The organism is Dyadobacter pollutisoli, assembly GCF_026625565.1.
In the GTDB taxonomy this organism is placed as follows: Bacteria; Bacteroidota; Bacteroidia; order Cytophagales; family Spirosomataceae; genus Dyadobacter; species Dyadobacter pollutisoli.
The window spans coordinates 5,954,377-5,979,575 of the sequence record NZ_CP112998.1 but is presented as its reverse complement, the minus strand read 5'-3'; the positions used below and the strand labels follow the sequence as shown (position 1 = coordinate 5,979,575).

The following is a 25,199-nucleotide window of genomic DNA, read 5'->3' as shown; positions in this document are numbered from 1 at the left end:
AATTTTACTACTTACAATTCCATTTGGAACAACGCTGCCAAATGATACTTTAATTTATCCGAAACTTCCTGAATATCCAACTCATGGCCGGCTTCCTTCCACATGGATGTTACCGCTTTATCCTCAATTCCGCATGGAACAATGTTACCAAAATAGGTAAGGTCCGTGTTTACATTCAACGCAAAACCATGCATGGTAACCCAGCGGCTGGCTTTTACGCCTAATGCACAGATTTTTCTCGGATTGATCTGCGCTTCATAATCAAGCCACACGCCGGTCAAGCCTTTGATTCGTCCCGCGTCCATGCCATAGTCCGCCAGTGTGAGAATGATCGCTTCTTCCAGCGTCCGCATATACAAATGAATATCCGTAAAGAAGTTATCAAGATCCAGTATCGGATAGCCGACGATCTGGCCCGGGCCGTGGTAGGTAATGTCGCCGCCGCGGTTGATTTTATAATATTTGGCCTGTTTTTCCGGGAGATCTTCCTCCGCCAGAAGCAAATGATCCGGTTTTCCGCTTTTTCCCAAAGTATAAACGTGTGGGTGTTGACAAAAAATCAAAAAATTGGGCGTCAGCTTTTGATCTTCGGGATCAAGGCCGCGGTTACCGGTTTTAATGGAAAGCGTCTCAGCAAAAATCTTCTCCTGATAGTCCCAAGCCTCCTGATAATCAATCAGTCCCAGATCCTGGAATTGCACCTGTTTATTGATGAGGGTATTCATTTATGTTTGAAATGTAAACGTATTTTTACGTTTGATAAAAAATTTAGAGACTTTTCCAGACAACTTACGTCTAATGATTATCCGTAGAAAATTCAGTCACGCAATTCTGTAACCTTTTTAACAGGCAAGTTTAAGGCTTCCCACAAGGATAACACGAATTAATGACTGAAATGTTCTCTTCAACTAATTCAGATAGAAAATCATGAAAGTAATACTGGATATTCAGGACAATAAAGCAGCCTTCGTAATGGGGCTTCTCCAAAGACTTCCATTTGTTAAAACAAAACCTCTCTCGCCGTATCAGGCCAAAGTACCGGATGATGTGAAGGAAGCAGTCGGGGAAATGCATCAGATTAAAAAGGGATCACTACAAGCCCGGGATGCAGAAGCAATTTTCAGTTATTGAAAGAACTTCCCTAGACTTCAAAAAATGTTCGAATGGCTACACACAATGATACTGGAAATTGGGGAGAGGCGCAGGCTGCGGCCTTTTTGATCCAAAATGGATTTGAAATAATAGAAAAAAATTACCGGTACCGGCATGCCGAAATTGACCTGATCGTCAAAAAAGGTAAAATGATGATTTTCGTTGAGGTGAAAACCAGGAGCGGAATTCAGTATGGAATGCCCGAGGAATTTGTCAATGCAACCAAAGCCGGGCTGGTCATGCGGGCGGCCGAAAATTACATTTATGACAAAGACTGGCATTTCGACGTCCGGTTCGACATTGTTTCTATTTTGATCTTCACCAATGGGCAGACAGAGATCCGTCACATTGAAGATGCATTTAGCAAGTGATGACTACGGATTTGCGGATAAGTAGAATCTTTTTGTTTACATATTTAAAGAGTAAACAGCAGATCCTAAACTCCGTAAATCATGAACGACAGCCTGGCGATTAATCGTCGGGAGATGATCAAAAAGTCAGCCCTGTTTGCGGCTGCCTCATCTTCCGGTTTGCTTTTCAAGCCCGCTCCCAAGCTGCAATTGGGCGCCTGCGACTGGTCAGTCGGTAAAAGCCTTAATCCCGAAGCATTCGATCGTGCCAAGCAAATAGGCCTGCAAGGCATTCAGGTAAGTTACAATTCCGGCCAAAATCATGCCGGTCTATCTGTTCCCGCTACATTACAATCCATCCAAGATGCGTCCGCGCGTACAGGCATAAAAGTTTCCAGCCTGGCGATCGGAGAACTCAATCGCGTTCCTTATAAATCAGAGCCCAAGACCGAAGAATGGGTCTGGAATAGTGTGGATGCTGCCAAGACATTGAATGTCAAGGTGATTTTGCTGGCTTTCTTTTCTGATGGAGATCTGCGGAATGATGAAAAAGGCAAAAAAGCAGTAATAGCACGACTAAAAAAAGTAGCGCCTCACGCCGAAAAACAAGGCATAACACTGGGGATAGAGTCTTACCTCACGGCTCAGGAGCATTTAGACATCATTCAAAGTGTGGGTTCCAAAGCTGTGAAAGTATATTACGATTTCCGCAATGCTGCTGATGCCGGCAATGATGTTTTCAAAGAAGTGCCGATGATCGGTAAAGATCTGATCTGTGAACTCCACATAAAAGAAAATGGCCAACGCCTGGGAGAAGGCACGCTAGACTGGCCCAAAATCGCTAAAATGGTGAAAGACATTGACTACCGGGGCTGGATGCAGATCGAAGGAGCCACGCCGAAAGGTGCCGATATCATTGAATGCTACCAGCAAAACAGGAAGTATCTCGAAGGATTATTTTCTTTTAAATAAAACGAGACTTACCAAGTTTTGGAAACTTGGCAAGTCTTATTAATAAACCTGGCAAGTCTCTCGAACCACCCTTAGTTATGACTTTCAATACAACCATATCGCCTGAATTCGGCCTACTTTTCAGTGGGGCAGTGTTGCTGTCCTTATCTTCTTTGTTTTTGATAAACCCAAAACCTGACCTTCCAAAGCGGTCCGGTACCCCATTGGTTTCCATCGAAGACTCTTCAAAACTATACCTCCCCGACGATCTGGAAGCCACGCTTTGGGCGGAAGCACCGATGTTTTTCAATCCGACCAATATGGACATTGATGCCAAGGGGCGGGTATGGATTACGGAGGCAGTGAATTATAGGGATTTTAACACAAAACCTGCGGAGCGGCTTAGCCACAAGCAAAAAGGTGACCGGGTAATGATCCTGGAAGACCGCGATGGGGATGGAAAAGCAGAATCCTCCAAAGTATTCATAGAAGACACATTATTAACTGCACCGTTGGGTATAGCCGTGATCGGGAATAAAATCATAGTTTCCTGCGCCCCCAATCTCATTGTTTATACTGACTCCGACGGTGACGACAAGCCCGATAGCCGCGAAGTACTACTTACCGGCTTTGGCGGATTTGACCATGACCATTCACTGCATTCGCTGGTAACCGGGCCGGACGGACGTTATTATTTCAATACAGGCAATGCTGGGCCGCACCATGTGACGGACAAAAGTGGCTGGACGCTCAGAAGCGGAAGTTTGTACACAGGAGGAACGCCATACAACAAGTCCAATAACGGAAATCAGAAATCGGACGATGGTCGTGTGTGGGTAGGTGGGCTCGCTCTGCGTATCAACCCGGACGGGACGGGACTGAAAGTACTGGGCCACAATTTCAGGAATAGTTATGAAGTATGCCTCGACAGCTACGGCAACATGTGGCAGAATGATAACGACGACCAGGTGATCACTTGCAGGGTTTCTTTTTTGCAGGAAAACGGTAATGCCGGGTACTTTTCGGCGGACGGAACCCGCTACTGGCAGGCAGACCGCAGACCAGGGCAGGACATTTTTACAACGCATTGGCACCAGGAAGATCCGGGGGTGATGCCAGCGGGCGACAACACGGGTGCGGGCTCGCCGACGGGCATTGTGTATTATGAAGGTGATGCTTTGGGTAAGAATTACAGAGGTACATTGCTAAGCTGCGAGGCTGGCCGTAATGTGATTTTCGCCTACAAACCTGAAAAGCAAGGTGCTGGTTTTGCACTTAAAAGAAGAGATCTGATCAGTTCTTTTCCCCAAGCATCGGAACGATATGAATGGTACGAAACGGATAATGATTATAGGAAATGGTTTCGTCCGTCCGATGTGGCCGTCGGGCCCGACGGTGCGCTTTACATTGCGGACTGGTACGATCCGATCGTGGGCGGGCATGGGATGAAGGATAAAAAAGGCTACGGAAGAATTTACCGCATTACTCCAAAAGGTAAAAAACTGACAGTCCCGACATTTGACCTCACGTCGACAAACGGATTAATAGAAGCATTGAAAAATCCGGCGGTGAATGTGCGGGCGTTGGGCTTTGAGGGATTGAGAAAAAACGGAGAACCTGTGATTGAAGACGTAAAGAAATTGCTGACAGCCGAAAATCCATTCCATCAGGCCAGGGCTATATGGTTGCTTTCTCAGCTGGGTGAAAAAGGTAAGGGAGAGGTGGAAAAGTTGTTATTATCCGCCGATGAATCGCATCGTTTAACGGCTTTCCGCGCATTAAAAGCATTGAATGGAGCGACCGCCTACTTGGATCAAATGGCTGGCGATGCTGACCCCGCTGTTCGTCGCGAAGTAGGTATTGCATTGAGGGACGTTGATTTCACAAAATCATATTCCATTATTTCAAAGCTCATCAAAAATTACGACGGGAAAGACCCCTGGATGCTGGAAGCGATTGGTACTGCATCGGATGGAAAAGAAGCGAAGGTTTATGCAAATGTGCGAGAAACATTTAAAGCCGATCCCGAATACTGGAAACCGCAACATGCAAATCTGGTTTGGCGACTTCACCCCGTCCAAGCGATTAATGATTTGAAACTAAGGGCAGGTTCTGCAAAAGTGGCGGTAACCGAACGCAGAAAAGCATTAACTGCCATCGGTTTTATAAAAGATAAAAAAGCGGCGGAAGCGATGGTAGCATTGTCCAAATCGACTTTGCCTGATGTGGCGTCGCAGGCTTCGTGGTGGCTGAATTTCCGGAAATCCAATGATTGGGCCGACCTGTTGAACTGGGAAAAAGAGAATGCGGTCGTCGTCACGCCGGCGTATCAGAAAATGCTGGAACTGAGGCGAAAAGTCGCCGACAAAAACCAGCCAATGGGCGATCGGATAGGTAATGGACGAAAAATGGCAGCGGACGTCAACGGCGGAAATATGCTGGTAGATATGCGGGTACAGGGGCAGCTGCCCGACACGATCGCTAAGGCAGTAAGCGAGATTATTTTCAAAAATCCCGATCAGAATGTACGTGTAGTAGCAAGCCAGTTTTTCCCGAGAAATGGAAAAGTTTTGAAAACAGATTTTATAGCAAGAATGAGCGCGGATCCTTCCAAAGGTGAAAAATTGTTCGCTACGAATTGCGCTGCTTGTCACAAGCACGGTACCAATGGAGCCGAAATCGGCCCGGATTTGACGGTAATCCACAAAAAATTTGATAAAGCAGGACTGCTCGATGCTATTGTCAACCCCTCGGCCAGTATGGTTTTTGGCTATGAAAGCTACACGATCGTTACTAAAAAGGGAGAGACATACTTTGGATTTTTGCTCAGCGACGGCGCGAATGTGGTAATTAAAGACGCCGCCGGGCAGCAGCATTCCATTAAGGCTGACCAGATAAAAAGCAGGGAGAAAATGCCTTCATCCCTCATGCCGGAACCCACCGCGCTGGGCCTGAATGAGCAGGACCTGGCAGATTTGACGGGTTATCTTTTGAATTTCAAGTGAAAGTAATCCGGTGGTTAAATTCCAATTAAATAAAATATTTAAAATAGAATTATTGTATTAATTAATATAACTTTGAAGAAATGTTAATTTGACACCTTTTCAGGCATAGAAGAAGTTGGAAAGCACGCGATTATCCGATCGAATTCTGATAGAAGCCCTGCGCAGCGGCGATGAGCAAGCCTTTACCACGATCTACAAAGAATATTGGTACCGCATGTTTGTGGTAGCTTACCGGAAACTTCAGCATCGTGAAGTCGCCGAGGAGCTTATCCAGGACATCTTTACAAGGCTGTGGAAAGAGCGGGAAAGCGTAAAGATCATTTCGCTTGACTACTACCTTTTTTCAGCCGTCCGATACGAGGTGATTGACTACATCAGGGCCTATGGGCCGCAGAATGCCTACCTGAGCTACTACCAGGCATTCACCAATTTTGAAGAAACCAATACCGAAAACACCATTGCGTTCAACGAGCTCGTCGAAAACATCGACAAAGGACTGGACACGCTGCCCGAAAAGTCCAAAGAGGTTTTCAGGCTGAGCCGCATGGAAAACTGGTCGATATCTCAAATCGCCGGTCACATGCATTTATCCGAAAAAGCCGTCGAGTACCATCTTACCAAAGCCACCAAATCGATGCGGTCGTACCTCAAAGAATCGCTGATTTCGCTGCTGGCACTGCTTACATTTTTCAATTCCTGATTTCTCCGCCTGCCTTTTCTCCACGTTCCCTCCCTATTATTATTTAAAGAACATTGGTTCCTTTTTGGAGTATTCATATAATCTTTCAAAGAAAATTTAAAATGATTTAGGGCATTCAACGAAATAATCGGCTTATCATTCAGAACGTCTTCTTATGTTCTGTTGCCTATTCTTTCACCCCAGCCCTTTCATTGATGAATACAAAAGATTTACAAACACTACTCTTACGATACCGACAGGGCAACTGTACGGAGGAAGAAATTGAACAAATTCACAAATGGTATGAAAGCCTGAATGCGGGCTCTTCGATCGCGCTGACAGATGACGACAGGCAGGCGCTGGAAGAAAAGTTGTTGAAGAATATCCGGGAGGAAGTAATGGAGCCGCGGTTTATGGAAGAACCTGTTCCGCTAAACGCTTCGTGGAGATTTTCGTCGGTGTTCTACTCAGGTGTTGCTGCGGCGGTGATATTGACATTGTCTTTTTTGCTGTTTTTTAACAAAAAGGAGGTAGTGCGGACATTAGCAAACTCGGAGCCGATCCTGGTCAAGATTAGTACCGGCAAGCTGATCACCACTGAAAACAAAACCAAGGAAGCTAAAATAATTACGCTCGACGATAAGAGCGTCATTGAACTATGTCCGGGCAGCCGCATCATTTACCCTGATAAATTTCCCGGAGACAAACGCGAAGTACAGCTGACGGGCAATGCGTTTTTCAAAGTAACCAAAGATCCTCACCGACCATTTTCAGTTTTTAGCGGTAACCTGGTGACCAAAGTACTAGGGACCAGTTTCAGGATTATCACCAAGGCCGGTGACAATGCAGTGGAAGTAGAAGTGGTTACCGGTAAAGTGTCTGTTTTTGAAAACATTCATACAACAGTGACCAAGGAACCGTCAGGCAAACTTCACAAGCCAAACAATGGTGTCGTACTCACTCCAAATCAGCGGGTTACCTATTTCACAGAAAGCGGACACCTCATGACCAGCCTGGTTGAGAAGCCCGTCGCCATTGCTGCGGCGGTAGTTGCGCCGAAAGTGGTGTACAACAATGAACTGCTGACTGATATCATGGCGCAGCTGCAAAGTGAATACGGAATTGAAATTGTACTATCCAGCGATCACCTCGAAAAATGCTCATTCACCGGAGATGTTTCCGACATGTCGCTGTACGACAAGCTGGACCTGATCTGTAAATCAAACATGGCAACATATGAAGTAAAAGGTACCCGCATCCTGATCGACGGAGAAGGATGTGACGCGAAATAAATGCAAAAACCGGCAGTGGTGGAACACTGCCGGCCATTAAGAATCTCCTTTCTGCTCACGATCCTCCAAGATATGAGAGGGAGAAAATCAATTTAGTTTTTTATAAAAAAACCGTTCTAAACTATGAAAAAAAATCGATACCAAAAAAATCGAGCCTCACTCTATCTGCTCATGAAAATTTCATTGACCCAAATTATCTTTTCTATTGCTTTCGGAGGCTTCACATATGCGGCTCACGACGGGAAAGCACAGGAGATTTTGGAACGTAATGTTACGCTACATGCTGATAACACCGAGCTCAGGGCAGTTCTCAGCCAAATAGAAGCAAAGGCGGACGTGAAATTTGCATACAGTCATAAGGCGATCCGGGCGAGTCGCGCTGTGATTATCCACGCTTCGAACCAGAAACTTTCAGCGACATTGAATTCATTGCTGACCCCATTGGAGATTTCCTATCAGGTAACGCCATCGGGCCGAATCTTGCTTACTTCAAAGAAAGCCAGTGTCCCGAAAGAACAGTCAGAATTGCTCTGGGAGGATAAAACCTTTGCGGAGATCCGTGTAGAAGGCAAGGTAAATGACGAAAAGGGGGAGGGCCTTCCGGGTGTCAGTGTCCGCCTGAAAGGCACTCAGCAGGGAACGCTTACCAACGCCGACGGAGCTTTCGAACTGGAAGTAACTGATAAAGCGGCGGTACTGGTGTTCAGTTTTGTGGGATATAGATCTCAGGAAGTGGCAGTGGGCGACCGGACGAATCTGGTAATCAGCCTCGCACCAGACGATAAATCGTTGAATGAAGTGGTGGTAATCGGTTATGGTACTTCCCGCAAAAAGGACGTGGTAGGCTCGGTGGACATTGTTTCTGCCAAGGACGCAGGTTCTACGACCGCTACCAATCCTTCACAGTTGCTGATCGGTAAGTCGGCGGGTGTTCAGGTGTTGCAATCCAATGGTACCCCGGGCTCCGACGCTCAGATCCTGATCCGCGGAACGGGCTCCTTCACAGGTGTAGACCCATTGTATGTGATCGACGGTATTCAGGGCAGCAAAACGATGTTCAATACATTAGCGACCCAGGACATTGAGAACATAACGATCCTGAAAGATGCCTCTTCCACAGCGATTTACGGTTCGGCAGCTGCCAATGGTGTGGTGATCATTACTACCCGCAAAGGCAAGGCTGGCGCTCCGAAAATCAATTTCAATACGCAATGGGGCGTTGCAAGTGCCTGGAAAAAACTGGACCTGCTGAATGCATCCCAGTACATTGATCTGCTGAGAGATTTCGCGTCGACTACCAATTCGGTGCTACCAGCGAAGTTCAATACTCCGGATGTGACGCAGGACCGTACCAATTGGCAGAACGAGATTTTCCGCTCCGCATTGGTTTCTCAAAATGATGTGAATATCAGCGGAGGAAGCGAAAAAGTGGCTTATAACTTTTCATTGGGTTATATCAAACAACAGGCCATTGTCAAAAACTTTACGAATAGCCGGATCAATGCGCGGTTCAGTCTGGACGAAACATTGGGCAGGTTCCATTTGGGACAAAGCCTGAATATCCGCCACACGAAAGACGACGGCCAGGTGGCTAGCATTTCGGATGCGGTATATTTTGCTCCTTACAAACCAATTTTCGACGCGAGTATCCCGGGAGGGTATTCCAATACGACCAATGTCGACGATTTCAGCAATGGTAACAACCCGCTGGCGGCGATCAATCTGAACCATCCGGTTAATAAAGGTTTCGTATTTTTCCCACAGGTATTTGCAGAGGTGGACATTATTGGTGGCCTGCGTTTCAGGACTCAGCTTTCAGCAGAGATTGGCGGAGCGAAAACCAATAGCTACCAATATGCTTACACGGCTGGAAACAACCTTACCAATCCGCAGCAAGCCACATTGGGGTATAGTAACTATTCATTTTATACACTTGAAAATTACTTTTCCTACAACCGCGTATTTGGAAATCACAGCGTTTCCGCAACTGTTGGTAACAGTTATCTTGATCCGGGCAATTCTTCCGGCCTGAATGCGACGGGTACTAATATTCCGAACAACAACATTCAGAATATCAGCGTGGCGCAATCCCAGGCGGTTACTGGAAGCTCTTACGGCTATGCACGGTCGTCGGTGATCTCGTACTTCGCTAGGCTGGGTTATACTTTTGACAACAAATACATTCTTTCAGGAAGCTTTCGTCGTGATGGTGCGTCCAACTTTGGTGCCAACAACAGGTTTGGTAACTTTTATGGGCTAGGACTCGCGTGGCGGTTTGTGGATGAGGAATTTATCAAAAGCAATCTTCCTTTCGTGACCGACGGAAAGCTGCGTATCGGCCTCGGACGGACTGGAAACAATACCATTCCTACAACCGGTGTTACCTCGGTACTTACTTACAGCGGCAGCCCGAACGGGAACCTGGTGTATTCGCTGGGCACCAATGAAGGCTTCAATCCCGGAACGACCATCAATACATTGGCTAACCCTAACATTAAATGGGAGTCAACAGACCAGACCGACATTGGTATTGACCTCGCTTTTCTGCGCAACAAACTGAGCGTGACGGTAGACTGGTACAACAGAAAAAGTAGCGGCTTGCTCGTAAGTGTACCCGTTTCGGGAAGTACAGGAGCGTCAGGTAGCGGTGGGCAACCCAGCAAATATGCGAATGCGGCCAGTGCGCAGAACAAAGGAGTGGAGTTCTCTGTAGGCTTTCGTGACGTGACGAGCGGCGGATTGAGCTATAATATCAGCGCCAATCTTGCCTATAACAAGAACGTTGTGAACTCGCTGGGAAGTGAGTTTGCGGCACCGATACAGGCGGGTGCATTCAGCAATTTGCCAACATTCACTTACACGGCAGCAGGTTCGGCGATTGGTTCATTTTACGGCTACACGCTGGATCACGTAGCGAAAGATCAGGCAGAAGTAGATGCCCTGAATTCCAAAGCTGCGGAGCAAAGCGGTGATGCGACCACCAAATACCAGGCTGGACTGCTTCCCGGGGATTTTATTTTCAAAGACATTGATGGCGATGGCAAAGTAACTACTACGGATCAGAAAATCCTGGGCAACCCTATTCCAAAAATCGTATACGGATTCAACGGAGGCGTTACCTACCATAACTTTGATCTGAATGTGGTAGTGTCCGGTGTTTCGGGCCTGAAATTGGTTAATGCATTCAAATTCGTGACCGAGAATGAATCTACCGGACACAACGCTTCAACTGAAATCCTGAACAGATGGAAAAAGCCAGGCGACGTGGCTACACTTCCGAGAGCTGGCCAGAGCGCTACCGGCGATGGTAACCTGCGTCCATCCGACTGGTGGTTGGAAAACGGCAGCTATTTGAGACTAAGGAACATTACCCTGGGCTACAAACTGCCTCAAAGCATTGTGAGCAGTATTGGAGGCGGCAAAGTGTTCAGCGGCATCCGGATATATGTTGCAGCGCAAAACCTGCTGACAATCACCAAGTACAAAGGATATGATCCTGAGGTAAGCACGCAAAACGGTGGAAGCTACATTTTCTCACGCGGAATTGATGACAGACAGCAATTACCACAGCCGAGAACATTGCTTGCAGGCTTACAATTAGGGTTTTAATCATTGGAATAAAATTATCAGAAATACATATGAAAAGGATAATATTATATTTTGCCGGATTGATAGCAGCGATCAATATTATTGCCTGCGACGAATCGAAACTGGACCTGAAAAGCCAGAGCGCTTACGATTTCTCTACCTATTTTAATTCAAGCGATGGATTGAACCAGGCCGTGATCGCGACGTATGCTACCCTGCTGCACAATGGGTTGTGGTCGAGAGAGTACTATTTTATTTTCGATTTATTGGGTTATGAAGCCAAAAAGACTACCAACCTGCAAGGAGACATGGCGCAACTGGCAGACTACTCGTTCGGTACCAGCCAGGCGCAGATCGGGCAGCTTTGGAACAGCTTGTACCGGCTGGTACTGCGCTCCAATGTAGTTATTGACCGCGCAAATGTGTGGCAGCCAACCGTCGCCGCCGATCAGCAGAAAGCCAAACAATACATCGCGGAAGCGAGGTTTTTGCGTTCATATGCCTATTTTAACATTGTAAATCTTTGGGGAAAAGCACCATTGATCACGGCATATGATAGCACGGTGGCCAACAATTATCCCAGCCGTTCTTCTGCGGAATCCATATGGAGCTTTATTGAAAGCGACCTTACCCTTGCTGCTGCAGACCTTCCGGTAACCTATGATGCCGCCACTGGACTAGGTCGTGCGACAAAAGGTGCGGCCATTGCGTTGCTTGGGAAAACGTATTTGTATCAAAAGAAATGGGCACAGGCCCAGACTACATTGGCACAGCTCACGACCGCACCCTATACTTACTCGCTCGATCCTTCGTACGAGAACCTGTTCAGTTCGACCAACCAGAGCAGCCCTGAAAACGTTTTTCAGATCATGAATGCGAAATGGACGGATTGGGGCATTGGTAACCAGTACTATGTATTCGGCGGACAGGAAACCTGGGGTGGAAAAGCGAGTCACTCGGACCGTGCACAGGAATATGGGTTCAAAGACTGGTTCAATGTGTATGTACCGACTACTACCGTAAAAGCATTTCAATACCCGAACCCGTCAACAGGCGCTGCCTACGTAGACCCACGGGCTAAGTTTACATTTTACGGAAACAAGGAAAGTGGCGGTGATACCGAATATTGCCAGAAATGTGAAGGCGGAAAAATCGCATTTCCATTCAAAGCAGATGATCCTCAGGGGTATTTTGTTTGGAAAAAATACCAGTACTATAATGAAGTGGCATCTTATGGCGGCCCTCAAAGTTCGATCAACGGCCAGGTGATCAGATATGCCGATGTGTTGTTAATGTTGGCAGAAGCGTACATTCAACAAGGCAAAACCGGTGATGAACCTTTGGCACTGATCAACCAGGTGAGGAAAAGGTCCGGTGCGGTGGCTTACACTACTCTCGGCGCTCAGGCTGCTGCCACAAATTTGCTCATTCGGGAAAGGCAAGTGGAGCTTTGCGGAGAACAGAGCCGCTATTTTGACCTGATCAGATGGGGTATTGCCAAACAGACCATTAATAGCCAGCGGGCAGCGGAGCCGGGTGACGGCAAGCAGCCATTCGCTGATAAAAATGTGTTGCTACCTATTCCGGATGTTGAGAAAAACTATAATCCGAACGTAGCAAAAGACATTGCGAATGGCTGGAATTAGTATTCGAAATTGGAATAACCTGACGAGATCAGGGATCTGAATAAATGAACGAAGAAACCCCGGGGAGATAAATTCCCGGGGTTTCTTCATTTTTGTCTATCAAAAAAGTTCTTTTGTCCATACATATTCCCAAGGTTATGAAGTAAAATTGCAAAGGGTAATTTTTTCAGGGAATGGTCTTTTACATTCTTTGACAAGCATTTGTTTTAAAATAATAATTTTTCACCGGACAATGGTAAAAGGTATAGTACTGGGTGTTATCGGATTAGCTGTGCTGCTGTTTTCTTTTTTCCTGTCGGGAGTTTTTGATTCGAAAACGGACTACAACACGGAGGTGAAACCGATCCTCAACAAGCACTGCATGGGCTGTCACGGAGGGGTGAAAAAAGCAGGTGACGTAAGCTTCTTGTTCGAACATGAGATGCTGGAACCGGGCAAATCGGGTAAGATCCCCGTTGTGCGCGGCGATGCGGATGCCAGTGAGATGATCAGACGCATATTGAGCGATGATCCTGACGACCGTATGCCAAAAAACGGCACGCCACTTAATGAAAGCGAAATCAATACATTAAAAAAATGGGTCAATGAAGGCGCTGAGTGGGAAAAGCATTGGTCTTACAAACGAATAGAAAGACCGGAAGTACCTTCCTTAAACAGCATTGGTAACCTGTTTGGCCTGCTCAACATTGGGGATAAAAAATGGGCCAAAAATGAAGTAGACCATTTCGTACTGGCGAAATTAAAAGATAAGGGGATGTCCGTCTCCCCGGAAGCAGATAAGGCTACATTGATCCGCCGGGTCAGTCTCGATCTGACAGGATTGCCTCCTACGGAAAAGGAAGTGAGCGAGTTCGAAAACGACGAGTCTGACGACGCGTATGAAAAAGTAGTGAACCGCCTGCTGAAATCTCCTTCTTACGGCGAAAGATGGACGTCGATGTGGATGGACCTTGCCCGCTATGCTGATACAAAAGGCTATGAAAGCGATGGTGGCCGCACCATGTGGCGCTACCGCGACTATGTGGTGAAGTCATTCAATGAAGACAAGCCTTTCGATCAGTTTACGATAGAACAGCTCGCCGGTGATTTACTACCAGCATCGCAGGACGGTTTTCCCAAAGAGGAGAATATGATAGCCACTGGTTTTCACCGTAATACCATGACAAACAATGAAGGTGGCACAGACGACGAAGAGTTTCGTACTGCCGCTTTGATCGACCGTGTGAACACAACCTGGGAGGTTTGGCAGGGAACTACATTTGGCTGCATTCAATGTCACAGCCATCCGTATGATCCCATCCCGCACGAAGATTATTATAAGTATGCAGCGTTTTTTAACAATTCCCGTGACGAAGATGTGTGGGACGAGTGGCCGAAACTGAGGTTTTACAAAGGCGAGGATTCGGCCCGGGTAGAGCGGGTCAAAGGCTGGATCAAAAAATACAAGCCGGAGGAACTCGAAGCCAAAACGAAGTTCATGAAGGTGATGGAGCCAAAGATCAATGCGCACAATTTTGTGAAAGGGGATCAGTCTACGGTGTTGCTAATTTCTTACTATGGTGTCAAAGACAAAGGCAATGCACGAATTCCACAAGTTAACCTCACGGGTGTGGATAATGTGTTAATGAATGTGTCTACGAAAGCTGAAAACGCGACATTAACATTGCATCTGGACAAATTGGACGGACCGGTACTTTCCACGATCAAGATTCCGATGCGAGATACGGTAGTTATTGCACCGGTGAATCAAACCACTGGAAAGCATGACATTTATTTATCGTTAAACAGTCCGAAAACGCCCACCGAATGGCTGCGGATCAGCTGGGCTTCTTTCCAAAAAGGGTTGCCGGGAGCTGGTCAGCCGGGGTATGAACAAATTGTCGCCGACTATGCGACAGTACTCACTCGCCCGACGGAAAGTATGCCGGTGATTTGGGAGGGGAAAGGTGATTTTGCAAGAAAAACCAACGTTTTCGTGCGCGGAAACTGGATGGTAAAAGGTGCCGAAGTGAAGCCGGACGTGCCAAAACTACTGGCACCGATGCCGAAAGAATATTCCCGCGATCGCCTCGGACTGGCCAAATGGATAGTAAGCCGCGACAATGCATTGACTGGAAGAGTGGTAGTAAACCGTTTCTGGGAGCAGCTTTTTGGTAAAGGAATCGTGGAAACAGTGGAGGATTTCGGTTCCCAGGGCGCAGAACCAAGCCACCCTGAACTGCTGGACTGGCTGGCAGCCGATTTTATCGAAACCGATCATTGGAGTGTTAAAAAGCTGCTGAAAACCATTGTAATGTCGGCGACCTACCGGCAGAGTTCCAAAACGGATCATGACAAACTCGAAAAGGACCCTTACAATATTTATATCTCACGCGGCCCGCGGGTAAGGCTGAGCGCCGAACAAGTACGTGACCAGGCGCTTGCATGCAGCGGATTGATTTCAAACAAAATGTACGGCCCCGGTGTCATGCCGCCCCAGCCCGATAAGATCTGGCAATCGCCTTATAGCGGTGAAAAATGGGTACTGAGTGAAGGCGAGGACCGTTACAGAAGAGGCGTTTACACTTATTGGAAACGTACGGCTCCGTATCCTTCGATGGTCACGTTTGATGCGCCTAGCCGCGAATTTTGTCAATCCAGAAGAATATTGACCAATACACCTTTGCAGGCATTGGTGACATTGAATGATCCGGTGTATCTCGAAGCTGCTGAAAAACTCGCCACTAAAATGCAGAAAAGAGGCAAAACACCTGAGCAGCAATTGACCGAGGGATACCGGATGCTGACATTCCAGCCAATCGAGAAAAAGAACCTGAATGTGCTGGTAAAAGTATACAAGGATGCATTGAGCGCCTACCGAAAGAAACCGGTTGATGCAGACAGCATTCTGGCCTACGGCAAGGAAAGATCGCCCGAGCTTGCCGCCCTGACGATCTCCGCCAACGTAATGCTAAACCTGGACAATGTAGTAACCAAGGAGTAGCCCAAGGCTTCAGCCTTGGGGCGCGGCGGGGCCGGGAAGCCGAAGATACCGGAGAAGATCCCGGGAGACGGACATGCCGGGGGAGTCGGAGATACCGCGGAGCCGGGGAGCCAGAGATGCCGGAGAGCCGGCGATACCGGGGAGCCGGAGGCCGCCGGAGATACCGGAATCCCCCAAACCCCAGGCTTTAGCCTGGGGCTAGAGATGCAGCAGACCTAGATAGAAACAAATGGAAAAACTACTGAAAGAACTTCAATATGCAGATCTGCACCGGCAAACCCGCCGGCACTTTCTGCAGTCGGCAGGATTTGGATTGGGAGCGTTGGGGCTAGGTTCTTTGCTGGGTTCCTGCGGCAGTTCCAGCGCTGGTACTAGCGTTGCCGAGCATGCTGCCGCTGCTAAAATCCCGCAGTTTGCTCCCAAAGCAAAGCGGGTAATATACATTCATATGGCGGGGGCGCCTTCGCAGCTGGAATTGTTCGATTATAAGCCGGAACTGGTGAAGTACCACGGTCAGGATTGTCCGGCGGAGTTTTTGGAAGGGAAAAAATTCGCATTCATCCAGGGTGTGCCCAAAATGCTGGGTCCGCAAGGAAAATTTGCCCAGTACGGTCAATCTGGGGCTTGGATGTCGGACTACGTACCTTATTTGCAAACTGTTGCGGACGAGATCACATTCATGAAAGCAATGCATACCGACCAGTTCAACCACGCACCCGCGCAGCTGCTGATGCATACCGGAAGTGCGCGGCTGGGGCGACCAAGCCTGGGAGCGTGGTCGGTGTATGGGCTGGGATCTGAAAACCAGAATTTGCCGGGCTTCATAGTGCTGGCGTCGGGAGGACAACAGCCTGATGCTGGAAAGAGCGTTTATGGCAGCGGCTTTTTGCCGTCGGTATATCAGGGCGTGCAATGCCGTACAGGTGGCGATCCGGTTTTGTATGTGAGTGACCCGAGTGGGATGAACCGCGATATGCGTAAACAGACCATTGAAGCAATTAATGAAATAAATCGCCAGACTTACGAGGACGTAAAAGACCCCGAAATATTGACCCGCATCAGCCAGTACGAAATGGCTTTCCGAATGCAGATGTCGGTGCCTGAGGTAATGGATGTTTCCAAAGAGCCTCAGTTCATACTGGATATGTACGGCGTGAAACCGGGCGAGGGTACTTTCGCTATGAACTGCCTTTTAGCACGTAAACTGGTCGAAAACGATGTTCGTTTCGTACAGCTGTTTGACTGGGGCTGGGATGGACACGGTACCTCGAAAGACCATAATGTGGAAGGAGGCTTGCGTCAGAAATGCCGGGAGTCAGACCAGCCGATTGCTGCATTGATCAAAGACTTGAAAATGCGTGGTCTTCTGGAAGAGACACTGATTATTTGGGGTGCGGAATTTGGAAGAACGCCGATGCAGGAAAACAGGAATGGACTGGTGATGCCATTTATGGGCCGTGATCACCATTTGGATGCATTCACAATGTGGATGGCCGGCGGCGGGGTGAAACGGGGACACAGCCATGGACAAACCGATGAACTGGGTTACTACGGCGTAAAAGACAGGGTTCATGTGCATGATTTGCAGGCCACGATCCTTAGTCTGATGGGTTTTGACCATGAGAAATTTACCTATCCATTCCAGGGCAGAAACTTCCGGTTAACCGATACAGAAGGCAAGGTTGTCAAAGACGTAATTGCCTGATCAAACATTTATTTTTTCGTCGAATAAAGCCAAAAAATGGACCAGGACTTAGTAAAAGCATTCCGGATGCAGCTTAAACCGGGATTTGAAGCAGAATACAAAAAACGACACGATGAAATCTGGCCGGAATTATCGCAGCTTTTGATCGAAGCGGGTATCAAAGAGTACTATATTTTTCTCGACGAAGAAACATTGGCCTTGTTTGCTTTTCAAAAACTGGGAAGTAATGAACAAACGGCCGGTCTCGCGGGCCTGCCTATCATGAAAAAATGGTGGGACCATATGGCCGATATTATGGAAGTCAATGCTGATAACTCGCCCGTGGCGGTATCCTGCCCGGAAGTTTTCAGGTTATAAAATCAGAGCCCCAACTTATTTAAACATTTGAATTGACGTCTTAATGCTGGATTTCGGTATGTTACTCCCTCTACTTCAGGCTTCTTCCTGGGCACTTTTTATCGGAAGGTTTCACCCGGTGCTGGTGCATTTACCCATTGGTTTTTTGTTGATCGCCGCCTTGCTCGAAATCGGCAGGAGAAGCGGTAAGATCAATATCGGCGAAGGGACAGTCGTATTTATACTTTTCTGGTCAGCAATAAGCGCCACTTTCGCGTGCATTGCGGGCTATATGCTTTCGCTGGGAGGCGGGTATGACGAGGAATTGCTGGGCGACCATATGTGGAAAGGCATTGGTGTGGCGGCATTTGCCTGGGTAGCGTGGCTGGTGAAGTCGGATCGGGTCGGGAAAGTTATTCCTTTTGGCAAGCTGGTCCACCTGCCTGCATTTGGCATTGCGGTTGTGCTTACAATGAGCGCAGGGCACGACGGTGGTTCGCTCACGCACGGCGCGGATTACCTGACGCAATACACGCCTGAGCCATTTCGCAGCCTGGCAGGAATGGACCCGCTGGAAGAAAAAGCGAAAGAAATTAAACCTATTGCAAATGTGGAGCAGGCGCTGGTGTACAAAGACATTGTGCAGCCGATACTCGAAGCACGTTGTGTCCAGTGTCACAATGCGAGCAAGAAAAAGGGTGATCTTCGGATGGACGAACTGGCTTTGCTGGTTAAAGGGGGCGAGGGCGGCCCAGCTTTTGTATCCGGTAAAAGCACAGAAAGTGATATGATCAAACGTTGCCTGCTCGAAGAAAACGATGACGACCATATGCCACCCAAAGGCAAACCACAGCTGACCACCGATCAGATCACCTTGCTCACCTGGTGGATCGATCAGGGAGCGCCATCGGACAAAAAAGTAGCGGATTTGAAAGTTTCTGAGGAAGTTAAACCTGTATTGGCGTCGTTAAGCAAAGGCGGGGCTTCGGGTTCTTCCAAAAAACCTGAATCGGCAGTATTCAGCCTGAAAGTGCCGCCGGCGGATGAAAAGGACATTCAGGCATTGAGGAAGGCAGGATTAATTGTCAATACATTATCTCAGGACCAGAATTTACTGGAAGTGAGCGCGGTGAATGCGCCTGCTTTTGGTGATAAAGAAATGGCCTTACTGGCACCGGTTTCAGAGCAAATTACATGGCTGAAATTGGGCGGTACCAAGGTTACGGACGCGGCTTTGAAGGATATTGCCAAATTTAAAAACCTGAACAAACTGCACCTCGAACATACCATTGTTACGGATAAGGGCATTGCTGAACTCAAAAATCTGCCATACCTGGGCTATCTCAATGTGGTGGATACCAAAGTCGGGGACGCAGGGCTCAAAAGCGTTGCCGGTATGAAAGAGCTTCGTTCGGTATATGTCTGGGAATCGGCGGTTACCGATACGGCTGTGAGCCAGGTAACGAAACAGTATCCGGGACTTTTGGTGGTTAATGGATTCAGTGAAGCAGAGGTTGCCCAGTTTTTAAAAGCGGGGGATACTACTGCCACTGCCGCGAATGAACCTGTAAAGAAACCGTAGTCTGCTCCTTTTCAAAATTTTCAATTTCAGAATATCAAATCAATGAATCGCCGGAATTTTATTAATACTGCTATTACTACCGCAGGAGTTGTGGCTGGTTTGGATGCTGCTGCAAGTTCCGTCGAGGCCCCCTTTCAGTTTGAAAACAAATTGTCATTGAAAGTCCTTGGTACCAACTGGGGTTACCCTGGTACTACCGATGCTTTTTGTGCCGCAATTAAGAAAGAAGGTTATGACGGTACGGAAATGTGGTGGCCCGGTTCGAAGGAAAAACAAAAGGAGCTTTTTGATGCATTGAAGAAATATGATTTGCAGGTAGGAATTTTGTGCGGCTCGGGAGAAAAGGATCACAAGACTCATTTAGAGGCATTTAAAAAGCAGATAAATGCAGCTACGACAGAGTTCGTACAAAAGCCTTTATACATCAATTGCCACAGCGGACGGGATTTTTTCACCTATGAGCAAAACAAGGCTTTCATAGACCATACCACCGAGGCGTCAGTTAAAACCGGTATACCTATTTACCACGAAACGCATCGCGGACGTATGCTTTTTGCGGCGCACATTGCGAGAAATTTTATTGAGAAAAACCCGGAACTGAGATTGACGCTCGACATTTCGCATTGGTGCAATGTGCATGAAAGCCTATTGCAGGACCAGGAGGAAACGGTGAAACTGGCATTATCCCGCGTGGGTCACATTCACTCACGGATAGGCCACGAAGAAGGCCCGCAGGTAAATGATCCCCGCGCCCCGGAATGGGAAGCGGCGGTGAAGGCACATTTGGCTTGGTGGGATGTGGTAGTGGAGCAAAAAGTGAAAGCCGGGGAAACATTGACGGTATTGACAGAGTTTGGCCCACCCAATTATTTACCCACGGTTCCGTTCACACACCAGCCACTCGCTGACCAGTGGGCGATTAACGTACATATGATGCAATTGTTAAGAAAGCGGTATTTGAAGTAAATCGGGGAGGCTGGGGTGGTTTTGAACCTGTATTTTTCCATAACTTGCGGTGCTGTTTAAAACCGAACCAACGTATGAAAAACACACACTTCCTGATCGCCAAGGAGGAATCAGATATCCGCAAAACATTTCTGGGTGCATTTATAGCACACATCGATGGTCAAAAAGCAATGTCGATCAAGGATTTTCATGACCAAATTGGTGTTGCCATGAACTTCCCGGATTACTCAGGGAAAAACCTGGATGCATTGGACGAGATGTTGAATGATCTGGAATGGATCAAGGAACAAAAAGTGATTATTTACATTGATCACTCGTCGGACTGGTTATCCAAAGAAAAATCAGAAGAAAAGATCCTTTCGGTAATCGATATTTTTGACGCTACTGCTGAGGATTGGAAATGGATGGATGAAGAGGAGGAAGGTGTGGCGAAGAAAGAATTGCAGATTGTATTTAAGGATTCAACCCGCATCCGTGCTTTACTGGAAGAGCAGGAAATACCGTTTGATACAATTGATTAAAATCGTCATTTTTAGTCATAAGAGTCACTGATAGTCATGAGGTCAGGTATTGTCATTTTTAGTATAACATTAATGACGACAACTGACAATAAATGACCACATCTGACTACAAATGACTATTTCTGACGATAAATCACCACACCTGACGATGAATGACGATGTCTGACCATTCCTGACTACAACTGACTAACCCTGACAACATCCTTCCGCCACTGCACATACCCGATTACCGCTAACACGAGAAACACTGCATATAAAATGGCCGTCAGGTGCAGATCTTTGTAAAAATACATGACCACGTAGCAGGCATCGGCCACGATCCAGATAATCCAGTTTTCGAGGTACTTTCTGGCCATCATCCATTGGCCGATCAGGCTGGCAATGGTTAACGCAGAGTCGGCATAAGTGAGGCTTGCGTTGGTAAAGCGACCGAGCAAAAACCCCCAGGAAATGGTTATTACGATAAAAATCAGCCCGAATACCGGATACAGTTTCGCTGGTGTATAACTTACTTTGACCCCGTTGTGCGTCTGTCCTCCGAATTTCCACATCCACCAGCCGTAAATGCTCGTTAGGAAATAGTAACCCTGCAAACCCATGTCGGCGTAGAGCCTGACCTGCCAGAAAACAGCCGCGTACAACACTGCATTGACTATCCCGAAAAACCAGCCCAGTACATTCTGCCGGGTGTTGAGATAAACACAGATCGCCCCGGTCAGGAATCCCAGAATTTCAAGAGGAGTAGTAAGCAGCCCGGCGAGGGAAATGGAGTGATTGAGCCAGTCGATCATCAGTAACAAAATCTTAATACGGTAAAAGTAAAATGATAAACCGGATTTTTGTGCACTCGTTCATTTAGGGCTATTTTTGTAGCATTACAATGACAGCAACAAAATCGGAAAAACTGTTGTTATCTTTTTTGCCGGTCGGGGTAATTTCCCGGAACGGCTTTTTGCGTTTACATTCACTGCGGACTTGGCCGCATCATCATCGATATTAATTGGAAGTTAGAGACTTATTGACACTATACGGAGGCGATAGTTACCTGGATGTTCTGGTGAACCAGATTGCCTCCAAAGAACCGGAAGCGGCGCATGTTCAGATCAAGGGATTGGTAGGAAGCCTGGATGCCGTGGTTAGTGCAGCTATTCAGCAGCGAAAAAAAGGCCCGGCAGTGTACGTCCTGAGCGACCGGGAGGAAGCAGCTTATTTTCAAAATGACCTGCAAAACCTGATCGGAAAGACAGAGGTACTCTTCTATCCGACATCTTATAAAAGGCCTTACCATTACGAGGAAGTGGATAATGCCAATGTGCTGATGCGCGGCGAAATCCTTAATAAGCTCAATGTGGGGCGGTCTACACCGATCCAGATCGTAACATACCCAGAGGCGTTGTTTGAAAAAGTGATCAACAAGCGGTCGCTTAAAGCCAATACATTCTCGGTAAAGGTTGGTGAAAAACTGGATCCCTCGTTTCTCACCGAATTTCTGAATAGTTACGGATTTGAGATCACGGATTTCGTGTTCGAAGCCGGGCAATTTTCGGTTCGCGGCGGTATTTTGGACGTTTTTTCATTTGCCAGCGAGCACCCTTTTCGTATCGAACTGTTTGGGGACGAGGTAGAAAGCATCAGGTCTTTTGATCCCGACACGCAGCTGTCCATTGAAACGGCCAAGCAGATCAACATTGTACCTGACATTCAGCAAAAGCTCTCGCACGAGACACGGGAGTCATTTCTGAATTTCTTTCCCGCCGAGACCACATTGTGGTTCAAAGACGCGGAACTGACGCTGGAAGTCATTGAAAATTGTTTTGAAAAAGCGGAAAAGGCACTGCAGGAAGTAACGGGCGGGGGGATACAGATCGTTTCCAATCCTCAGGACCTTTTTGAAACGAGGAGAGGATTTTTGACACAGGTCAAGAAATTCAAAACTGTCGAGTTTGGTAAAAAAACCTATTTCAAAACGGAAAGTAAGCTTCCCTACTCTTCGAAGCCACAGCCATCATTCAATAAAGATTTTAAAAGGTTACTCGACGATCTGTCAGAAAATCAGTCCAAAGGCTATATTAATATCATTGTCGCCGAGCAGCCCAGGCAGCTCGACAGGCTGGAAAGGATTTTCGAAGACCTTGACCCATTCGTCAAATTCAGGCCCATGCACATTTCGCTGCGGGAGGGATTCGTGGATGATAACATGAAGATCGCCTGCTATACGGACCACCAGATTTTCGCCCGTTTTCATAAATACCGGTTAAAGGAGAAATTCAGTAAATCGAAGGCGATCACGCTGAAAGAACTGAAATCCCTACAACCAGGCGATTTTGTGACCCACGTCGATTACGGTATAGGGCGGTTTGCGGGAATGGAGCGGAAGGATGTGAATGGTAAAGAACAGGAGGCGATCCGGCTGATTTACCGTGACAATGACCTTTTATATGTGAGTGTGCATAACCTCCACAAAATCGCGAAATATACCGGTAAGGAAGGTACACCGCCTGCTATGAGCAAGCTGGGTTCGAGCGAATGGGAGAACAAGAAATCCAAAGTCAAGAAGCAGCTTAAAGACATTGCACATGAGCTGATTGCGCTTTATGCAAAACGCAGGCAGGCTCCGGGATTCCCTTTTTCTCCGGACAATTATATGCAGGCCGAGCTGGAATCATCCTTTTTATATGAAGACACGCCTGACCAAGCCACTGCTACGGCCAATGTGAAGGAGGATATGGAAAAAGCGCATCCGATGGATCGCCTGGTGTGCGGAGATGTGGGTTTTGGTAAAACAGAAATTGCCATACGGGCGGCTTTCAAGGCAGTTTGCGACAGCAAACAAGTGGCGGTACTCGTGCCTACCACTATCCTGGCCATGCAGCATTTTAAAACATTCAGTGACCGGCTGGGGGATTTTCCTGCGAAAGTTGGGTATATCAACCGGTTTAAATCTCCCAAAGAGATCAAGGATACATTGAAACAGGCAGAAGAGGGAAAGATCGACATTCTGATCGGTACCCACCGGATTTTGAATAAAGACGTCAAATTCAAGGACCTGGGGCTGCTGATCGTCGATGAAGAGCAGAAATTCGGCGTAAAAGCAAAGGATCGTTTGAAAGAAATGCGTGTCAATGTAGATGTGCTCACATTAACCGCGACACCGATTCCAAGAACGCTTCATTTTTCTTTAATGGGTGCCAGGGATCTCTCCGTGATCGCGACGCCTCCGCCAAACCGGCAGCCGGTAACAACCGAAGTACATTCATTCAGTGAAGAGTTTATCCGCGATGCGATCAGTTTTGAGGTACAACGCGGCGGGCAGGTTTTCTTCGTCCATAACCGGGTAAATGACATTGAATCCATTGCTAACATTATACTGCGTCTGGTTCCTGATGTGAGGATAGGCGTGGCACATGGGCAAATGGATGGCGATAAGCTCGAAAAGGTGATGGTTAATTTCATTGAAGGCGAGTACGACGTACTGGTTTCGACGAACATTATCGAATCGGGAATTGACATTGCCAACGCGAATACGATCATTATCAACACGGCCCATATGTTTGGGTTGTCGGATTTGCACCAAATGCGCGGCCGGGTAGGACGGTCGAACAGGAAGGCATTTTGCTACCTGCTTACTCCTTCTGCTTCCACCCTGGCTAGTGATTCGAGGAAGCGTTTGCAGACATTGGAAGAATTCTCGGAGCTGGGAGATGGTTTCAAGGTAGCGATGCGCGATCTGGATATCCGTGGCGCGGGTAATTTGCTGGGAGCTGAGCAGAGTGGTTTTGTGAATGATCTGGGTTATGAGCTTTATCACAAAATGCTGGACGAGGCGGTACAGGAATTGAAAAATAATGAGTTTAAAGACCTGTTTGCCGGGGCGTTAGGCCTTCCGAAGAACCTGGTTCCCGACTGTCAGATTGAAACGGATTATGCTACATTGATACCGGACGATTATGTCAAAAATATTTCCGAAAGATTGTCGTTATATACCCGCCTTGACAATATCGGAACAGAAGAAGAACTGGCTAAGTTTGAGAAAGAGATACTCGACCGTTTCGGTCCGGTACCGCCAGAGGTTCAGGATCTTTTGAAAACGGTGCGTTTACGCTGGCAGGCAGAGCTTTTGCACTTTGAAAAATTAACTTTGAAAAGCAATACAATGAAAGGCTACTTCGTTACTTCGCAGAACGATGAATTCTTTCAGTCAGCAAAGTTCGGGCTGGTGATTGACTACATAAAAAAACACCCGAGACAAATTGCTTTAAAAGATCAAAAAGGTAAATTGATGCTGATCTGTGAGGATGTTAAAAACATCGACCAGGCACGTAACCTTTTAATGGAGATGACCGGGTCACGATGACTGGGTCACATTGACCGGGTCACGATGACTGGGTCACATTGATTAAAAGCAGTGATCCTGTTAAAAAGATCAGATCATTGATTTTGTAA

Annotated in this window: 17 protein-coding genes; 15 read left to right on the top strand and 2 right to left on the bottom strand. The window is 47.3% G+C overall.

The genetic code is table 11. The annotated features are described in order from the left end of the window. Positions 1 to 11 precede the first annotated feature (11 nt). A complete protein-coding gene (lipB, locus tag ON006_RS24560) occupies positions 12 to 725 on the bottom strand; it encodes a lipoyl(octanoyl) transferase LipB (protein WP_244822667.1) in 714 nt (237 codons plus the stop codon). A 202-nt stretch (positions 726 to 927) separates the two neighbouring features. Between lipB and ON006_RS24555 the strand changes: the two genes are divergently transcribed. The 14 genes from ON006_RS24555 to ON006_RS24490 all read left to right on the top strand — a co-directional run bounded on the left by ON006_RS24555 (position 928) and on the right by ON006_RS24490 (position 20,756). Further along, positions 928 to 1,131, top strand: a complete 204-nt coding sequence (locus tag ON006_RS24555; protein WP_244822666.1) for a hypothetical protein — start codon at positions 928 to 930, stop codon at positions 1,129 to 1,131. Positions 1,132 to 1,163: 32 nt separating this feature from the next. After that, positions 1,164 to 1,523 (top strand): YraN family protein, encoded by a 360-nt coding sequence (locus ON006_RS24550; RefSeq protein WP_244822665.1) that lies wholly within the window; start codon positions 1,164 to 1,166, stop codon positions 1,521 to 1,523. 81 nt (positions 1,524 to 1,604) lie between these two features. Next, entirely contained in the window at positions 1,605 to 2,474 is an 870-nt protein-coding gene (locus ON006_RS24545) for a sugar phosphate isomerase/epimerase family protein (protein WP_244822664.1), read from the top strand. Between the two features lie 77 nt (positions 2,475 to 2,551). After that, complete coding sequence (locus tag ON006_RS24540) at positions 2,552 to 5,458, top strand: PVC-type heme-binding CxxCH protein (RefSeq protein WP_244822663.1); 2,907 nt, start codon at positions 2,552 to 2,554, stop codon at positions 5,456 to 5,458. A 115-nt stretch (positions 5,459 to 5,573) separates the two neighbouring features. Then, a complete protein-coding gene (locus ON006_RS24535) occupies positions 5,574 to 6,158 on the top strand; it encodes an RNA polymerase sigma factor (RefSeq protein ID WP_244822662.1) in 585 nt (194 codons plus the stop codon). A gap of 194 nt (positions 6,159 to 6,352) precedes the next feature. Further along, positions 6,353 to 7,429 (top strand): FecR family protein, encoded by a 1,077-nt coding sequence (locus tag ON006_RS24530; RefSeq protein ID WP_244822661.1) that lies wholly within the window; start codon positions 6,353 to 6,355, stop codon positions 7,427 to 7,429. 171 nt (positions 7,430 to 7,600) lie between these two features. Further along, positions 7,601 to 11,038, top strand: coding sequence for a SusC/RagA family TonB-linked outer membrane protein (locus ON006_RS24525; protein WP_244822660.1), 3,438 nt, complete (start codon positions 7,601 to 7,603; stop codon positions 11,036 to 11,038). Between the two features lie 29 nt (positions 11,039 to 11,067). Beyond that, positions 11,068 to 12,663 carry a RagB/SusD family nutrient uptake outer membrane protein gene (locus ON006_RS24520; protein WP_244822659.1) on the top strand — a complete coding sequence of 532 codons (1,596 nt, stop codon included), beginning with the start codon at positions 11,068 to 11,070 and terminating at the stop codon, positions 12,661 to 12,663. Positions 12,664 to 12,895: 232 nt separating this feature from the next. After that, entirely contained in the window at positions 12,896 to 15,646 is a 2,751-nt protein-coding gene (locus ON006_RS24515) for a DUF1553 domain-containing protein (RefSeq protein ID WP_244822658.1), read from the top strand. Positions 15,647 to 15,875: 229 nt separating this feature from the next. Then, entirely contained in the window at positions 15,876 to 17,351 is a 1,476-nt protein-coding gene (locus tag ON006_RS24510) for a DUF1501 domain-containing protein (protein ID WP_244822657.1), read from the top strand. Between the two features lie 36 nt (positions 17,352 to 17,387). After that, positions 17,388 to 17,708 carry an L-rhamnose mutarotase gene (gene rhaM, locus ON006_RS24505; protein WP_244822656.1) on the top strand — a complete coding sequence of 107 codons (321 nt, stop codon included), beginning with the start codon at positions 17,388 to 17,390 and terminating at the stop codon, positions 17,706 to 17,708. 58 nt (positions 17,709 to 17,766) lie between these two features. Beyond that, on the top strand, positions 17,767 to 19,269 hold the full coding sequence (locus tag ON006_RS24500) for a c-type cytochrome domain-containing protein (protein WP_244822655.1): 1,503 nt from the start codon (positions 17,767 to 17,769) through the stop codon (positions 19,267 to 19,269). Positions 19,270 to 19,311: 42 nt separating this feature from the next. After that, the gene (locus ON006_RS24495; protein WP_244822654.1) at positions 19,312 to 20,235 is read left to right on the top strand and encodes a sugar phosphate isomerase/epimerase family protein; all 924 of its coding nucleotides are present in this window, start codon (positions 19,312 to 19,314) and stop codon (positions 20,233 to 20,235) included. 74 nt (positions 20,236 to 20,309) lie between these two features. Beyond that, positions 20,310 to 20,756, top strand: a complete 447-nt coding sequence (locus tag ON006_RS24490; RefSeq protein WP_244822653.1) for a barstar family protein — start codon at positions 20,310 to 20,312, stop codon at positions 20,754 to 20,756. A gap of 176 nt (positions 20,757 to 20,932) precedes the next feature. Here the strand turns inward: ON006_RS24490 and pnuC are convergent, their stop codons facing one another. Further along, positions 20,933 to 21,547 carry a nicotinamide riboside transporter PnuC gene (gene pnuC / locus ON006_RS24485; RefSeq protein ID WP_244822652.1) on the bottom strand — a complete coding sequence of 205 codons (615 nt, stop codon included), beginning with the start codon at positions 21,545 to 21,547 and terminating at the stop codon, positions 20,933 to 20,935. A gap of 209 nt (positions 21,548 to 21,756) precedes the next feature. On the opposite strand from pnuC, the gene mfd reads away from it, so the two are divergent. Continuing rightward, a complete protein-coding gene (gene mfd, locus ON006_RS24480) occupies positions 21,757 to 25,110 on the top strand; it encodes a transcription-repair coupling factor (protein WP_244822651.1) in 3,354 nt (1,117 codons plus the stop codon). The last annotated feature ends 89 nt before the right edge of the window (positions 25,111 to 25,199 follow it).

Excerpts from the sequence above, each read along its gene's own strand:
- ON006_RS24555 (WP_244822666.1), top strand. The coding sequence starts at position 928 with ATGAAAGTAATACTGGATATTCAGGACAATAAAGCAGCCTTCGTAATG.
- ON006_RS24510 (WP_244822657.1), top strand. The coding sequence starts at position 15,876 with ATGGAAAAACTACTGAAAGAACTTCAATATGCAGATCTGCACCGGCAA.
- lipB (WP_244822667.1), bottom strand. The coding sequence starts at position 725 with ATGAATACCCTCATCAATAAACAGGTGCAATTCCAGGATCTGGGACTG.
- ON006_RS24540 (WP_244822663.1), top strand. The coding sequence starts at position 2,552 with ATGACTTTCAATACAACCATATCGCCTGAATTCGGCCTACTTTTCAGT.
- ON006_RS24495 (WP_244822654.1), top strand. The coding sequence starts at position 19,312 with ATGAATCGCCGGAATTTTATTAATACTGCTATTACTACCGCAGGAGTT.
- ON006_RS24545 (WP_244822664.1), top strand. The coding sequence starts at position 1,605 with ATGAACGACAGCCTGGCGATTAATCGTCGGGAGATGATCAAAAAGTCA.
- ON006_RS24490 (WP_244822653.1), top strand. The coding sequence starts at position 20,310 with ATGAAAAACACACACTTCCTGATCGCCAAGGAGGAATCAGATATCCGC.
- ON006_RS24500 (WP_244822655.1), top strand. The coding sequence starts at position 17,767 with ATGTTACTCCCTCTACTTCAGGCTTCTTCCTGGGCACTTTTTATCGGA.
- ON006_RS24520 (WP_244822659.1), top strand. The coding sequence starts at position 11,068 with ATGAAAAGGATAATATTATATTTTGCCGGATTGATAGCAGCGATCAAT.
- ON006_RS24530 (WP_244822661.1), top strand. The coding sequence starts at position 6,353 with ATGAATACAAAAGATTTACAAACACTACTCTTACGATACCGACAGGGC.
- ON006_RS24525 (WP_244822660.1), top strand. The coding sequence starts at position 7,601 with ATGAAAATTTCATTGACCCAAATTATCTTTTCTATTGCTTTCGGAGGC.
- ON006_RS24550 (WP_244822665.1), top strand. The coding sequence starts at position 1,164 with ATGGCTACACACAATGATACTGGAAATTGGGGAGAGGCGCAGGCTGCG.
- rhaM (WP_244822656.1), top strand. The coding sequence starts at position 17,388 with ATGGACCAGGACTTAGTAAAAGCATTCCGGATGCAGCTTAAACCGGGA.
- ON006_RS24515 (WP_244822658.1), top strand. The coding sequence starts at position 12,896 with ATGGTAAAAGGTATAGTACTGGGTGTTATCGGATTAGCTGTGCTGCTG.
- pnuC (WP_244822652.1), bottom strand. The coding sequence starts at position 21,547 with ATGATCGACTGGCTCAATCACTCCATTTCCCTCGCCGGGCTGCTTACT.